Here is a 14,829-nt window from a genome sequence, read left to right as displayed (position 1 = left end):
TGCAGCAGGCATGGACTGACATGGTCGGCTGGACAATTCAGTATCAGAAATCGACGACGACCGTCGCACCGTAGGCGATTTTATGGGCAGAATGGGCGGCCAGCAGGGCTGTTTCCTCCAATGGCAGCCGGGCTTGCAGTGCCGACAGCAGGCGGATGGTGCCCGCATGGCAGATGATGACGACCGTTTCGTGTTGTTCGCGCAACAGATCGCCTAGAAACGCGTCGATGCGGGCGGCCATCGCCAGCACGTTCTCGCCCCCGCCGGGGCGGTGCCAGGCCAGGTCGGCTGCCCAGGCATCGATTTCCGCGCGCGCAATCGCGTGCCAGGGCTGCATTTCCCACGCGCCGAAATCCATCTCCGCCAACCGCGCGTCGAAGCGCAGGGCGCTTGCGGGCAAGTCCTGCGCCAAGGCTGTCGCCAGGTCGGCACAGCGGCGCAGCGGACTGGCATACAGCGGTACATGCGGCGGCAAGGTTGCCTGCAAGCTGGCGCACACCATGGCCATTTCGTGAGGCGCCACCGCCACGTCGCTGCGGCCATAGCAGGTACCGCTGGTCACCTGCGGCGCGGGGTGGCGGACGAGGATCAGGCGCATGCTTGTTCAGTAGAAGCGCAGTGGAGGCTGAAAGCTGGAGAGGATGGCCAGATAGACCGCCACTTCCGCCACCTGCTGCACGGCGCCCAGGCAGTCGCCCGTGTAGCCTTGCAGGCGGCGCTGGCATTTGCGGCCCAGCCAGAAAGCGGCAGCTGCCGCCACCACGACGGCAAAGACCAGCGTGGCCCAGTCGAATATCCCCAGAGCGCCGCACACGATGACGGGCAGCAGGCCGCAGACGGTGGCGATGATGAATTCACCCGTGCGCATTTCCTGCGCCATGGGCTTGGACTTGCCTTCGTCGCGTGCATAGTCCATGAACCGGATCAGCGAGACGGCGGCCAGGCGGGACAAAGGATGGGCGATGCACAGTGTCGCCACGACGATGTGTGGCGGCAACGAGGCCAGCGCCGTGCACTTGATGGCCAGCAGGCAGACGATGCCGATGGCGCCATACGCGCCGATGCGCGAGTCCTTCATGATTTCCAGTACACGCTCGCGCGTCAAGCCGCCGCCAAAGCCGTCGCACATGTCGGCGAAACCATCTTCATGGAAGGCGCCCGTCAGGTAAATGCCGGCGGCGATGGCCAGCAGCACGGCCACCGCAGAAGGCAGCAGCCAGCTGGCCAACAGATACACGGCGCCACTGATGGCTGCCACCACCAGACCCACCAGGGGGAAGTAACGCGAGGCGTGCTGCAGCCAAGCCGGCTCGAAGCCCACCCAGCGCGGGATGGGCAGGCGCGTGAAGAACTGCAGCGCGATGAAGAACAGACGGCACTGGTGGATTGCGGCGGAAACGGGATTGGCCATGGTATTAGTCTGGCGTGGACTTTTCGCTGACCTGGGCCGAGGCGAAGGTCGCCATCTCGCGCATGAAGTTGACGGCCGCGTGCAGCAGCGGCAAGGCCAGCGCGGAACCCGTGCCTTCACCGAGGCGCAAATCGAGGTGCAGTAGCGGACGCGCGCCAAGGCTGGCCAGCAGTTGGCGGTGACCGTTTTCATCGGAGCAGTGCGAAAACACGCAGTAATCGAGAATGGCTGGCTGCAAACGGGCCGCCACCAGCAGGGCGCTGCTGACGATGAAGCCATCGATCAGCAGAATCATGCGCCGTTCGGCCGCCTTGAGCATGGCGCCGGCCATCATGGCGATTTCGAAACCGCCGAAGGTGGCCAGCACGTCGAGCGGCTCATCGACTGCCGCATGATGGGCGACGGCCGCTTCGATCACTTGCTGTTTGTGTAATACGCCTTCCTTGGACAGGCCGGTGCCGGCGCCCACGCAATCGGCAACGGGCGTGCCGGTCAGTTTGTGCATCAGTGCTGCCGCGGCGGTGGTGTTGCCGATACCCATTTCGCCAAAGCCCAGCACATTGCCGTCCAGGCTAGCGACCAGGTCCATCCCCGCCTGCATGGCGGCCAGACACTGTTCCCGGCTCATGGCGGACTCTTTGGCAAAGTTGCGGGTGCCGGGGCCTTGTTTTCGGTCAAGCAAGCCGTCGCGCGGGCCGAAATCGTGGTTTACGCCAGCGTCTACTATATATAAGGTGCAATCGTTCTGGCGGGCAAAGACATTGATGGCGGCGCCGTTGCCCAGGAAGTTTTCCACCATCTGCCAGGTCACGCTTTGTGGATAGGCGGAAATGCCTTCGGCGACGACGCCATGGTCGGCCGCGAAAACGATGATGGCGGGCTGGTGCAGCGCCAGTTGCGTACTTTGCTGGATCAGGCCGATTTGACGGGCCAGGGTTTCCAGCATGCCGAGGCTGCCCAATGGCTTGGTCTTGCTGTTGATGGCATGTTCGAGTGCGCTGGCCAGGGCGGGATTGGCGGTAGGGCTGATGTGTGGGATAGGCATGGGAATCTATGTGGATGAGGCAGGGTATGGTCGGCGCTACGATATCACACAGCAATATTTGCCCAACTGCAAAATAGCGCTTGCGGGGCGTGGACGGCTTTGCTATAGTTCGCCTCCCCAATGAGACGCAGTCAAATGCGGCAGTTGAGGATCACCGGAAACGGCGATAAGTAGTAAAGAAGGTGTTGACGGATTTAGCGAAATGCTTCATACTCTTCCTTCTTCGCAGCTGACAAACACAACGCTTTGTCGATAGCGCGAAAGCAGTACCGAATACAGTTCTTTAACAATTAACAGTCGATAAGTGTGGGCATTTGATGTAAGTGCAGCAGCGATCTTCGGATTGCTGATAATACTTAAAATATATCAAATGTTCACAAGAAATAATGAAATAGGCGCTACGAAAGTAGTGGCCTGTCAGTTTTTTGAGTGAGCGACCCATCAGCAATGATGGTGCCAATAAAATGGCAAAGTAACAGAGATTAAACTGAAGAGTTTGATCCTGGCTCAGATTGAACGCTGGCGGCATGCCTTACACATGCAAGTCGAACGGCAGCACGGAGCTTGCTCTGGTGGCGAGTGGCGAACGGGTGAGTAATATATCGGAACGTACCCTAGAGTGGGGGATAACGTAGCGAAAGTTACGCTAATACCGCATACGATCTAAGGATGAAAGTGGGGGATCGCAAGACCTCATGCTCGTGGAGCGGCCGATATCTGATTAGCTAGTTGGTAGGGTAAAAGCCTACCAAGGCATCGATCAGTAGCTGGTCTGAGAGGACGACCAGCCACACTGGAACTGAGACACGGTCCAGACTCCTACGGGAGGCAGCAGTGGGGAATTTTGGACAATGGGCGAAAGCCTGATCCAGCAATGCCGCGTGAGTGAAGAAGGCCTTCGGGTTGTAAAGCTCTTTTGTCAGGGAAGAAACGGTGAGAGCTAATATCTCTTGCTAATGACGGTACCTGAAGAATAAGCACCGGCTAACTACGTGCCAGCAGCCGCGGTAATACGTAGGGTGCAAGCGTTAATCGGAATTACTGGGCGTAAAGCGTGCGCAGGCGGTTTTGTAAGTCTGATGTGAAATCCCCGGGCTCAACCTGGGAATTGCATTGGAGACTGCAAGGCTAGAATCTGGCAGAGGGGGGTAGAATTCCACGTGTAGCAGTGAAATGCGTAGATATGTGGAGGAACACCGATGGCGAAGGCAGCCCCCTGGGTCAAGATTGACGCTCATGCACGAAAGCGTGGGGAGCAAACAGGATTAGATACCCTGGTAGTCCACGCCCTAAACGATGTCTACTAGTTGTCGGGTCTTAATTGACTTGGTAACGCAGCTAACGCGTGAAGTAGACCGCCTGGGGAGTACGGTCGCAAGATTAAAACTCAAAGGAATTGACGGGGACCCGCACAAGCGGTGGATGATGTGGATTAATTCGATGCAACGCGAAAAACCTTACCTACCCTTGACATGGCTGGAATCCCCGAGAGATTGGGGAGTGCTCGAAAGAGAACCAGTACACAGGTGCTGCATGGCTGTCGTCAGCTCGTGTCGTGAGATGTTGGGTTAAGTCCCGCAACGAGCGCAACCCTTGTCATTAGTTGCTACGAAAGGGCACTCTAATGAGACTGCCGGTGACAAACCGGAGGAAGGTGGGGATGACGTCAAGTCCTCATGGCCCTTATGGGTAGGGCTTCACACGTCATACAATGGTACATACAGAGCGCCGCCAACCCGCGAGGGGGAGCTAATCGCAGAAAGTGTATCGTAGTCCGGATTGTAGTCTGCAACTCGACTGCATGAAGTTGGAATCGCTAGTAATCGCGGATCAGCATGTCGCGGTGAATACGTTCCCGGGTCTTGTACACACCGCCCGTCACACCATGGGAGCGGGTTTTACCAGAAGTAGGTAGCTTAACCGTAAGGAGGGCGCTTACCACGGTAGGATTCGTGACTGGGGTGAAGTCGTAACAAGGTAGCCGTATCGGAAGGTGCGGCTGGATCACCTCCTTTCTAGAGTTTGCACGAATCAGTCATGATTCACGCATCAAATGTTCACACTTATCGGCTGTTAGTAAGAGAAGAAACAGTAGTCGTAGTAGCACCGCGTTGGGGCTGTAGCTCAGCTGGTTAGAGCACCGTGTTGATAACGCGGGGGTCGTTGGTTCGAGTCCAACCAGCCCTACCAGTAAAACAAACCCGGAGGTAAGGTGGACGCTAGTCCAGCCAGGCCTACCAGTAATGTAATACCCCAGGGGGATTAGCTCAGCTGGGAGAGCACCTGCTTTGCAAGCAGGGGGTCGTCGGTTCGATCCCGTCATCCTCCACCAAAGTTTTACTCGAAAGTGCAAACGTAAGCCGGTCAAATAGACTCGGGTTTAGGTTTGATCTTTTAGCGATCAAAGCTGTTTCGTTCTTTAACAATCTGGAAGAAGTAAAGATTATTTATTGATCGGTTTGCCGTAAAAGGTAAATCGATGGGTAATGATTGTATGTATCAACAAACAAGCAACAACGTTGTACTTTCTTATACCTGTAGCGCTCTTTTCATTTGAAAGAATGAAGAGGCTAACGTTATAGGGACAAGCGAATAAGTGCACATGGTGGATGCCTTGGCGATTACAGGCGATGAAGGACGTAGTAGCTTGCGATAAGCTGCGGGGAGTGAGCAAACACACTTTGATCCGCAGATTTCCGAATGGGGCAACCCACCCTTTTAGGGTATTGCATACTGAATACATAGGTATGCAAGGCGAACGCGGCGAACTGAAACATCTAAGTAGCTGCAGGAAAAGAAATCAACCGAGATTCCCAAAGTAGCGGCGAGCGAAATGGGAGGAGCCTGTACGTGATAGTCGGACCGATAACAGAATCCTCTGGAAATAGGAGCCATAGCGGGTGATAGCCCCGTATGTGAAATCGGACCGGTGATACTAAGCGTACGACAAGTAGGGCGGGACACGTGACATCCTGTCTGAATATGGGGGGACCATCCTCCAAGGCTAAATACTCGTAATCGACCGATAGTGAACCAGTACCGTGAGGGAAAGGCGAAAAGAACCCCGGAAGGGGAGTGAAATAGATCCTGAAACCGTGTGCATACAAACAGTAGGAGCGGACTTGTTCCGTGACTGCGTACCTTTTGTATAATGGGTCAGCGACTTACATTCAGTGGCAAGGTTAACCAGATAGGGAAGCCGTAGAGAAATCGAGTCCGAATAGGGCGATCAGTCGCTGGGTGTAGACCCGAAACCAAGTGATCTACTCATGGCCAGGATGAAGGTGCGGTAACACGCCCTGGAGGTCCGAACCCACTAATGTTGAAAAATTAGGGGATGAGCTGTGGGTAGGGGTGAAAGGCTAAACAAACTTGGAAATAGCTGGTTCTCTCCGAAAACTATTTAGGTAGTGCCTCAAGTATCACCATCGGGGGTAGAGCACTGTTATGGCTAGGGGGTCATTGCGACTTACCAAACCATTGCAAACTCCGAATACCGATGAGTGCGAGCTTGGGAGACAGACGTCGGGTGCTAACGTCCGGCGTCAAGAGGGAAACAACCCAGACCGCCAGCTAAGGTCCCAAAGATTGGCTAAGTGGAAAACGAAGTGGGAAGGCTAAAACAGTCAGGATGTTGGCTTAGAAGCAGCCATCATTTAAAGAAAGCGTAATAGCTCACTGATCGAGTCGTCCTGCGCGGAAGATGTAACGGGGCTAAGCCAGTCACCGAAGCTGCGGATATCCTTTATTGGATATGGTAGGAGAGCGTTCTGTAAGCCTGCGAAGGTGTCTTGTAAAGGATGCTGGAGGTATCAGAAGTGCGAATGCTGACATGAGTAGCGATAATGGGGGTGAAAAGCCTCCACGCCGTAAGCCCAAGGTTTCCTGTTCAACGTTCATCGGAGCAGGGTGAGTCGGCCCCTAAGGCGAGGCAGAGATGCGTAGCTGATGGGAAGCAGGTTAATATTCCTGCACCGTCGTATGATGCGATGGGGGGACGGATCGCGGAAGGTTGTCTGACTGTTGGAATAGTCAGTTTCTGTCTCATAGAAGGCGCTTAGGCAAATCCGGGCGCGGAATTCAAGGGGATGGGACGAGTGAATTTATTCACGAAGCAATCGGAAGTGGTTCCAAGAAAAGCCTCTAAGCTTCAGTCATACGAGACCGTACCGCAAACCGACACAGGTGGGCGAGATGAGTATTCTAAGGCGCTTGAGAGAACTCGGGAGAAGGAACTCGGCAAATTGGTACCGTAACTTCGGGAAAAGGTACGCCCCGGTAGCTTGATTGGTTTACTCCATGAGGGTGAAAGGGTTGCAATAAACTGGTGGCTGCGACTGTTTAATAAAAACACAGCACTCTGCAAACACGAAAGTGGACGTATAGGGTGTGACGCCTGCCCGGTGCTGGAAGATTAAATGATGGGGTGCAAGCTCTTGATTGAAGTCCCAGTAAACGGCGGCCGTAACTATAACGGTCCTAAGGTAGCGAAATTCCTTGTCGGGTAAGTTCCGACCTGCACGAATGGCGTAACGATGGCCACACTGTCTCCTCCCGAGACTCAGCGAAGTTGAAATGTTTGTGATGATGCAATCTACCCGCGGCTAGACGGAAAGACCCCATGAACCTTTACTGTAGCTTTGCATTGGACTTTGAACCAATCTGTGTAGGATAGGTGGGAGGCTTTGAAGCGGGGACGCTAGTTCTCGTGGAGCCAACCTTGAAATACCACCCTGGTTTGTTTGAGGTTCTAACCTTGGTCCGTTATCCGGATCGGGGACAGTGCATGGTAGGCAGTTTGACTGGGGCGGTCTCCTCCTAAAGTGTAACGGAGGAGTTCGAAGGTACGCTAGATACGGTCGGACATCGTGTTGATAGTGCAATGGCATAAGCGTGCTTAACTGCGAGACTGACAAGTCGAGCAGGTACGAAAGTAGGACATAGTGATCCGGTGGTTCTGTATGGAAGGGCCATCGCTCAACGGATAAAAGGTACTCTGGGGATAACAGGCTGATTCCTCCCAAGAGTTCATATCGACGGGGGAGTTTGGCACCTCGATGTCGGCTCATCACATCCTGGGGCTGTAGCCGGTCCCAAGGGTATGGCTGTTCGCCATTTAAAGTGGTACGTGAGCTGGGTTTAAAACGTCGTGAGACAGTTTGGTCCCTATCTGCCGTGGGCGTTGGAAATTTGAAGGGGGCTGCTCCTAGTACGAGAGGACCGGAGTGGACGAACCTCTGGTGTACCGGTTGTCACGCCAGTGGCATTGCCGGGTAGCTAAGTTCGGAAGAGATAACCGCTGAAAGCATCTAAGCGGGAAACTTGCCTTGAGATGAGATTTCCCAGAGCCTTGAGCTCTTTGAAGGGTCGTTCGAGACCAGGACGTTGATAGGCTGGGTGTGGAAGTGCAGTAATGCATTAAGCTAACCAGTACTAATTGCCCGTACGGCTTGTCCCTATAACCTTAGCAGGTACAGAGGATAAGACGGTACAACGTTGCGTGTGTGTTGATACAACCAGTCATTACCCCGATCTTTGCTTCTTCCAGATTCAGGCTTTGTCGCTCCATAGAGGACAAATGCCAGTACAAGTTATGCCTGATGACCATAGCAAGTTGGTCCCACCCCTTCCCATCCCGAACAGGACCGTGAAACAACTTTGCGCCGATGATAGTGCTGCAACCAGTGTGAAAGTAGGTTATCGTCAGGCTTGTTATTCGAAAAAACCCCTTCCGGTGATCCGGTTGGGGTTTTTTTACGTCTGGCGGTTTGGTTTTGTCAGCAGATAGGCGTGAAAAAAGCAGCGCCAAGCGCTGCTTTTTTCATTTAATTAAGTTGGCAGACCCTATCCCAATCAAGGTCAAAGCGGGCCAGGTATTTTTTGAGCCGGTCTGCATCGTTGGGTTTGGCTTTTGCCGCGCGCGATACGGCATACAGGGTGCGGCCGGCATCGGACATATTGTTCGATTGCCGGCAAATCTTGATCACTGCCTGCAGCTGCAGCGCATCAAACAGGTCGAGCTGCGTGGCTGCCTCGCTTCCCATGATATCGGCCAGGTCGATTTCCATGCCCCCGGCAGGCTTGTCATGATGCTGCCATAGCCGTTTCAGGCGCCGGATTTCCTCATCGACGACAGCATCCGTGATACGGCCCGCTTCCGACAGGGTGGCCAGGCGCGTGACAGCGGCGGACAAATCGCGGAAATTACCCTTCCATGCCGAGGTGGGCAGGGTGGCGAAACGCATGAAACGTTCGTGTGCCTCCTTGTTGAAGCGCACGCGTTCGCCCGTTTCCGCGCTGTATTGTGTCAGCAGGTATTCCAGGTTCGGTTCGATGTCTTCCGGTCGCTGCGCCAGGCCCGGCAATTCGTATGTCCACAGGTTGATGCGCGCATACAGGTCTTCGCGGAAGCGGCCGGCCATCACTTCCTTGCCCAGGTCCCGGTTGGTGCCGGCGATCAGCTGGAAGTCGCTTTGCACCTCGGTGTCCGCACCGACGGGGAAAAAGCGTTTTTCCTCGATCGCTTTCAATAGCATGGCCTGCTCGTCGAGCCCCAGTTCGCCGATTTCATCGAGAAACAACAAGCCCTTGTGCGCGCTGCGCAGCAAGCCGGGCCGATCCGAGCCTGCGCCTGTGAAGGAGCCCTTGATATGGCCGAACAAGGTGGAGGCTGCGCCATCGCCATGCAGGGTGGCGCAATTGAGGTCGATGAATTTGCCATCGATCTGGTGGCGCGATTTTTTCAGTTCATACACGCGGCGCGCGAGGAAGGATTTGCCGGCACCGGTAGGTCCCATCAGCAGCATGGGAGCTTTCGATTTGATGGCGACGCGCTCGATTTCATCGATCATGCCATTGAATTTCGCATTGCGCGTGGCGATGCCGGACTTCAGGAAGGCCACGCCTTCGGCCTGCTCGCGCGTAAAACGCTGGGCAATCTGGTCGTAGCGCGACAGATCGAGGTCGATCAATGCGTAGCTGCCGGGATTGCCGGTGGCCTGGCGCTTCGGCGGCGACGTTTGCACGAGACGGCCGGGAAAATAGCGCGCTTCCGTCATCAGGAACATACATATCTGCACCACGTGGCTGCCGGTGGTGATGTGGATCCAATAGTCTTCCTTGTCCGGATCGAAGGGGTAGCTATTGGCAAAATCATAGAGCGCACCATACACATTCTCGAAGTCCCAGGCATCGCTGATGGGCAGTTCATGGGAGATCAGCCTGGTTTCAGGCGAGACGCTGGCAATATCCTGCGACACCTGGCGTACCAGGTTGTCAAACTGGCTGCCCGCGTACAGCAACTCGAAGCGGTCGATGATCTTGTCTTCGTGCTGGGTCAGGGCGATGCTGGGACGCCACTTTTCCCAGCGTGCCGCTCCCCTGCCATTGTCGAGCTGCGTACCGAGAAAACCGATGACGACGGTGCGTTTTGCTTGCATATCTGGGATAAAAATTTATCTGAAAAGATAATTGTATTCCAAATTGCAGTGACAGGGATATTTTCAGTGAACAGCTTGTATTTAAATATTATTTAATAAAATCAATGAGTTATGGGAATTTTTGAGGAAATATTGAAAGCTGGCACAGCGCTTGCAATAGAGGAGATACCAACGAGATAAACGTAGAGAGCAGAGAGGGACGAAAAATGGCCAACGCCCAGTTATTCCAGAGCGCGCAACAGACAGCAACCATGCCAGCGGCGCTGGCACGCAATGCCGAAGGCGCATCCGCTTACGCGCTGACGCCCCGGCATCAGCTGGCGCAGTACGCGGCCACCGGTTGCCTGAATGCGACGTTTTATGCCGGCGCCGAAGCGCAACTGGCGAAAGTACGCGAGCTGTGCCAGGCGGTCGAGCCGGCCTTCATTGCGCAGACGGCCGTGTACTGCCGCGAACGGGGCTACATGAAAGACATGCCGGCCTTGCTGGTGGCCATGCTGGCGGGGCAGGGCGCCGCGGAATGTGCGCCGGCCTTTCAGCGTGTGATTAACAACGGCAAGATGCTGCGTAACTTCGTGCAAATCATGCGCTCGGGGGCAGTGGGCCGCAAGTCGCTGGGATCGCGTCCGAAAAAGCTGGTGCAGGCATGGCTGAACGGCGCGTCGGAACAAGCATTGCTGGCCGCGGCCGTGGGCAATGCGCCATCGCTGGCCGACGTGGTCAAGATGGTGCATCCGAAACCGCAGGAAGCGTGGCGCGCGGCCTTCTTCGCCTGGCTGATCAGCAAGCCGTACGATGCCGCGGCCTTGCCGCCGGCGCTGGCCGCGTTCGAAGCTTACAAGCTTGATCCAGCGCAAACGATACCGGACGTGCCCTTCCAGATGCTGACGGCGCTGCCCTTGAGCGGACAGGATTGGGCGCAGATCGCCCGCCAGGGCAGCTGGCAGATGGTGCGCATGAATCTGAATACCTTTGGCCGCCACGGCGTGTATGCGATAGCCGGCATGCCGGAGCTGATCGCCGCCAAGCTGCGCGATCCCGAGGCGATTGGCCGGGCACGGGTGTTTCCGTACCAGCTGATGTCGGCTTGCATGGCGGCCAGCGAGCACGTGCCGGCCATCGTGCGCGATGCGCTGGAACAGGCGCTGGAAATATCGCTGCTGAACGTGCCGCAGATCGCTGGCAAGGTGGTGGTGTGCCCCGATGTTTCCGGTTCGATGTCCTCGCCCGTCAGCGGTTTTCGCGGCAGCGCCACGTCCAGCGTGCGTTGCATCGATGTGGCGGCGCTGGTGGCGGCGGCCATGTTGCGCAAGAATCCGGATGCCATGGTGCTGCCGTTCGAGCACAGCGTGGTGCAGTGCGGACTCGGCGCGGATGATAGCGTGATGAGCAACGCGGCCAGGCTGGCAGCCATCGGTGGCGGCGGTACCAATTGCAGCGCGCCGCTGCTGCGCATGAACAGCAAGAAGGAGCTGGCCGACCTGGTGATCTATGTGTCCGATAACGAATCGTGGATCGACGCCAAACGCAGCGGCGCCACGGCGACGATGGGACAGTGGAATGTCTTCAAGCAGCGCAATCCGCAAGCAAAGCTGGTGTGCATCGATATTGCGCCGCATGCCACCACGCAGGCGATGGAGCGCGAGGATATTCTGAATATCGGCGGTTTTTCCGACGACGTCTTCAAGATCATCGCCGCCTTTGCCGCCGGCCAGCTGGATCCCGCCCATTGGGTGGGAGAAATCGCCGCCATCGATATCGCGGCACCAGGTTGTTGAAGCAAAGCGCATGAATGCGGACAAGACTACATAACAGGCGTCCTGTCCACGCTTGTCATGCGCCGTAGTACCCCGAATGCCGACAGGATTACATCGATCAGCCGCGTCAGACCGGCCTGGCAGGCGCAGTGCGTCTGCCAGAAATCCTGTCCCCCCTTGTCGGGTTGTCGTACTGATGAATGCCGGTGGAACTACATCCTGGGCCGATACGTCGGCAACTGTTTCACCAACCCTGGTCATCACCCCCTATACAATAGAAGAAGAGAATAGCGATGAAAAACGAAGAATACGAAGTCCTGCATACCGAAGGCAGCCGTCCAGTGAAAATGTGGACGCGTGGCGTGCCCGTCGAAGAAGCGGCTAAAAAACAATTGCGCAACACGGCGACCCTGCCGTTCATTTACAAGCATATCGCCGTCATGCCCGACGTCCACCTGGGCAAGGGGTCGACCATCGGCAGCGTGATTCCCACCCTGGGCGCCGTGATTCCGGCGGCCGTGGGCGTGGATATCGGTTGCGGCATGATGGCGGCGAAAACCACGCTGACGACGAACGATCTGCCCGATAACCTGGGACCGCTGCGCAGCGCCATCGAACGCGCCATTCCGCACGGGATGTCGCCGAAGACGCGCGGCCACCGCGGCCGCGACGAGGGTTCCTGGCATACGCCGCCATCGGTGGTCGATGCGGCGTGGCTGCAATTGAAGGATGAATTCGATGCGATTTGCCTGAAAACGCCAAAGCTGAAAAATACGAACAATTACCGCCACCTGGGAACCTTGGGTGGCGGCAACCACTTCGTCGAAGTGTGCCTCGACGAGCAGGGTTCCGTATGGTTCATGCTGCATTCCGGTTCGCGCGGCGTGGGCAATGCCATCGGCACCCATTTCATCGAACTGGCCAAGCAGGATATGCGCACCCACTTCATCAACCTGCCCGACCAGGATTTGGCTTACCTGGCCGAGGGAACGCAGCACTACGACGATTACGTGGCAGCGGTGGGCTGGGCCCAGCGTTTCGCCCGCAACAACCGCGAAGTGATGATGCAGAACTTGATCGCCGCCGTGCGCACGGTCATCCATAAACCGTTCCAGACGCACGTGGAGGCCGTCAACTGCCACCATAACTATGTGCAGAAGGAGCACCACTTCGGCAAGGATGTATTGATCACGCGCAAAGGCGCCGTGTCGGCCCGCGCGGGCGAACTGGGGATCATTCCCGGCTCCATGGGCGCGAAGAGTTTTATCGTGCGCGGCAAAGGCAATGCGGAGAGTTTCCATAGCTGCAGCCACGGTGCGGGACGCACGATGAGCCGCACGGAAGCGAAGCGGCGCTTCAACCTGGATGACCAGATCCGCGCCACGCAAGGCGTGGAGTGCCGCAAGGATGAAAACGTGATCGATGAAATCCCGATGGCTTACAAGGATATCGATGCGGTGATGCTGGCGCAGCGCGAGCTGGTCGATGTCGTGCATATCTTGAAGCAGGTCGTCTGCGTCAAAGGATAAGAGAGATGATAGAAATAGATGGAGCGCAAGGCGAAGGCGGCGGACAGATTTTACGTTCGGCGCTGAGCCTGTCGATGATCACGGGGCAACCGTTTCGGCTGAGTAACATTCGCGCGGGACGGGAAAAGCCCGGCTTGCTGCGCCAGCATCTGCTGGCCGTGCAGGCGGCAACCGCCATTTGCGGGGCGCGCACGACGCCGGTGGCGCTGCGCGCGTCGAGCCTGGAATTCGTTCCCGGCCCCCTGCGCGGCGGCGATTACCGCTTTGCCATCGGCAGCGCCGGCAGCTGCACCCTGGTGCTGCAAACCTTGCTGCCGGCCCTGCTGCATGCGGATGGGCCATCCACCGTGCGCATCACTGGCGGCACGCACAATGCCATGGCGCCGCCCGTGCATTTTTTGCAGCGCGCGTATGGCCGCATCCTGCAGCAGATGGGCGCCGAGGTGGAGATCGCGCTGCAACGCTACGGCTTTCATCCTGCGGGCGGCGGCGAGGTGACGGCCACCGTGCAACCGTGCCGGCGCTTGCAGCCGATTCAACTGCTGCAGCGCGGCGAACGGAAGGCGGGGTATGCGGAAAGCGTGGTGGCGGGCGTGCATGTGCAGGTGGCGCAGCGCGAGCTCGAGCGTGTCGCCAGCGGCATGGGCTGGAGCGGCAAGCAGCTGCGCCTCGTCGGCTTGCCGGCGGAGCAGGGGCCGGGCAACGTCCTGCTGCTGACCCTGGAGCATGAGCATGTCACGGAAGTGTTTACTTCGTTCGGCGAAAAGTCCTTGCTGGCCGAGTCCGTGGCCAAGCGCCTGTTGAACGAGGTGCGCGCCTATCTCAAGACGGACGCGGCCGTCGGCGAGCACCTGGCCGACCAGCTCTTGCTGCCCATGGCGCTGGCGGGCGGCGGTACCTTCAGCTGCAACAAGGTGTCGCAGCACGCGCTGACGAATGCGGAGGTGATTGCCCGATTTTTGCCCGTGCGTATCACTTTCGAGCAGCAGGCGCGCGGCAGCATCTGCACGGTGGCCGCCGCCTGAGGCACGCGGTGACACAACTACGTGTTGCAGCTGTTCCAAATTGATACATGGGCGGCCGGATGTGGGGCATAGACGCATGGCATGGCATTTGCTCTTCTTTGGTATTGACTAAAAAACCAAGGAGACCAGCATGACCTATTCCATTCGTACCCTGCTCGGCGTGGCCGCCGCCGGCGCCGTTGCCCTCACGTCCCTGCTGACCTTGCCGCATGCCTATGCGCACGGCAATGTCACGCCGCAAGGCGTCGATACCACGGGCTTGCCCAAGGTGGGCGACAAGTGGCTCGAGCAAAACCCGTATCGGGGCAACAAACTGGCCTTGACGGTGGGCACATCGGCCTACAACCAGAATTGCGCCCGTTGCCACGGCATCGAAGCCATCTCCGGCGGCATCGCGCCCGACTTGCGCCAGCTGGACCGTGATTGCTTCGGTATCAAGAATGAGACAAAGAAACAGGCGTGCTACAAGGAAACGGACAATTACTACCTGACTACCATCCGCCACGGTAAAGTGCGCAATGGGGCCGTGTACATGCCGCCGTTCGAAGGCGTGTTCAACCAGGAAGCCATGTGGGCCATCAAGACTTACCTGGAAACGCGCCGCGAATCGAATTAAGTCGAAC

8 protein-coding genes, 2 tRNA genes and 3 rRNA genes are annotated in these 14,829 nt (G+C 57.1%); 9 read left to right on the top strand and 4 right to left on the bottom strand.

What is annotated here, in order from left to right; genetic code table 11:
- Positions 1–43 precede the first annotated feature (43 nt).
- From CLU94_RS09070 to cobT, 3 genes are read right to left on the bottom strand one after another with little or no spacing between them, the layout of a single operon-like run.
- Positions 44–598 (bottom strand): histidine phosphatase family protein, encoded by a 555-nt coding sequence (locus CLU94_RS09070; protein ID WP_099665403.1) that lies wholly within the window; start codon positions 596–598, stop codon positions 44–46.
- A 6-nt stretch (positions 599–604) separates the two neighbouring features.
- Positions 605–1,411: an adenosylcobinamide-GDP ribazoletransferase gene (locus CLU94_RS09065; RefSeq protein WP_099665402.1), complete on the bottom strand. Its 807-nt coding sequence runs from the start codon at positions 1,409–1,411 to the stop codon at positions 605–607.
- Positions 1,412–1,415: 4 nt separating this feature from the next.
- Positions 1,416–2,456, bottom strand: a complete 1,041-nt coding sequence (cobT, locus tag CLU94_RS09060; RefSeq protein WP_099665401.1) for a nicotinate-nucleotide--dimethylbenzimidazole phosphoribosyltransferase — start codon at positions 2,454–2,456, stop codon at positions 1,416–1,418.
- Between the two features lie 484 nt (positions 2,457–2,940).
- On the opposite strand from cobT, the gene CLU94_RS09055 reads away from it, so the two are divergent.
- The 5 genes from CLU94_RS09055 (at position 2,941) to rrf (ending at position 8,165) form a co-directional block, all read left to right on the top strand.
- Positions 2,941–4,471, top strand: a 16S ribosomal RNA gene (locus CLU94_RS09055).
- Positions 4,472–4,569: 98 nt separating this feature from the next.
- Positions 4,570–4,646: transfer RNA gene (locus CLU94_RS09050), tRNA-Ile, on the top strand.
- Between the two features lie 66 nt (positions 4,647–4,712).
- Positions 4,713–4,788, top strand: a tRNA-Ala gene (locus tag CLU94_RS09045).
- 250 nt (positions 4,789–5,038) lie between these two features.
- Positions 5,039–7,914: ribosomal RNA gene (locus CLU94_RS09040) — 23S ribosomal RNA — on the top strand.
- A gap of 138 nt (positions 7,915–8,052) precedes the next feature.
- A 5S ribosomal RNA gene (gene rrf / locus CLU94_RS09035) occupies positions 8,053–8,165 on the top strand.
- The 16S, 23S and 5S rRNA genes sit together here with 2 tRNA genes alongside, the layout of an rRNA operon.
- A gap of 116 nt (positions 8,166–8,281) precedes the next feature.
- Here the strand turns inward: rrf and rtcR are convergent.
- On the bottom strand, positions 8,282–9,895 hold the full coding sequence (gene rtcR, locus CLU94_RS09030) for an RNA repair transcriptional activator RtcR (protein ID WP_099665400.1): 1,614 nt from the start codon (positions 9,893–9,895) through the stop codon (positions 8,282–8,284).
- Between the two features lie 206 nt (positions 9,896–10,101).
- On the opposite strand from rtcR, the gene CLU94_RS09025 reads away from it, so the two are divergent.
- The 4 genes from CLU94_RS09025 (at position 10,102) to pedF (ending at position 14,822) form a co-directional block, all read left to right on the top strand.
- On the top strand, positions 10,102–11,673 hold the full coding sequence (locus CLU94_RS09025) for a vWA domain-containing protein (protein WP_099665399.1): 1,572 nt from the start codon (positions 10,102–10,104) through the stop codon (positions 11,671–11,673).
- 272 nt (positions 11,674–11,945) lie between these two features.
- A complete protein-coding gene (locus CLU94_RS09020; protein ID WP_099665398.1) occupies positions 11,946–13,181 on the top strand; it encodes an RtcB family protein in 1,236 nt (411 codons plus the stop codon).
- Between the two features lie 5 nt (positions 13,182–13,186).
- A complete protein-coding gene (gene rtcA / locus CLU94_RS09015; protein ID WP_099665397.1) occupies positions 13,187–14,206 on the top strand; it encodes an RNA 3'-terminal phosphate cyclase in 1,020 nt (339 codons plus the stop codon).
- 130 nt (positions 14,207–14,336) lie between these two features.
- Entirely contained in the window at positions 14,337–14,822 is a 486-nt protein-coding gene (gene pedF / locus CLU94_RS09010) for a cytochrome c-550 PedF (protein ID WP_035824926.1), read from the top strand.
- Positions 14,823–14,829: the final 7 nt, after the last annotated feature.

This window comes from Janthinobacterium sp. 13, from assembly GCF_002749695.1.
GTDB lineage: Bacteria > Pseudomonadota > Gammaproteobacteria > Burkholderiales > Burkholderiaceae_D > Janthinobacterium > Janthinobacterium kumbetense.
Note: the sequence above shows the minus strand (reverse complement) of the source record. Positions and strands in the feature narration are given on the sequence as shown.

Bases quoted from the DNA above. Each gene is read 5' to 3' on its own strand.
- rtcR (WP_099665400.1), bottom strand. From the start codon at position 9,895: ATGCAAGCAAAACGCACCGTCGTCATCGGTTTTCTCGGTACGCAGCTC.
- rtcA (WP_099665397.1), top strand. From the start codon at position 13,187: ATGATAGAAATAGATGGAGCGCAAGGCGAAGGCGGCGGACAGATTTTA.
- pedF (WP_035824926.1), top strand. From the start codon at position 14,337: ATGACCTATTCCATTCGTACCCTGCTCGGCGTGGCCGCCGCCGGCGCC.
- cobT (WP_099665401.1), bottom strand. From the start codon at position 2,456: ATGCCTATCCCACACATCAGCCCTACCGCCAATCCCGCCCTGGCCAGC.
- CLU94_RS09020 (WP_099665398.1), top strand. From the start codon at position 11,946: ATGAAAAACGAAGAATACGAAGTCCTGCATACCGAAGGCAGCCGTCCA.
- CLU94_RS09065 (WP_099665402.1), bottom strand. From the start codon at position 1,411: ATGGCCAATCCCGTTTCCGCCGCAATCCACCAGTGCCGTCTGTTCTTC.
- CLU94_RS09070 (WP_099665403.1), bottom strand. From the start codon at position 598: ATGCGCCTGATCCTCGTCCGCCACCCCGCGCCGCAGGTGACCAGCGGT.
- CLU94_RS09025 (WP_099665399.1), top strand. From the start codon at position 10,102: ATGGCCAACGCCCAGTTATTCCAGAGCGCGCAACAGACAGCAACCATG.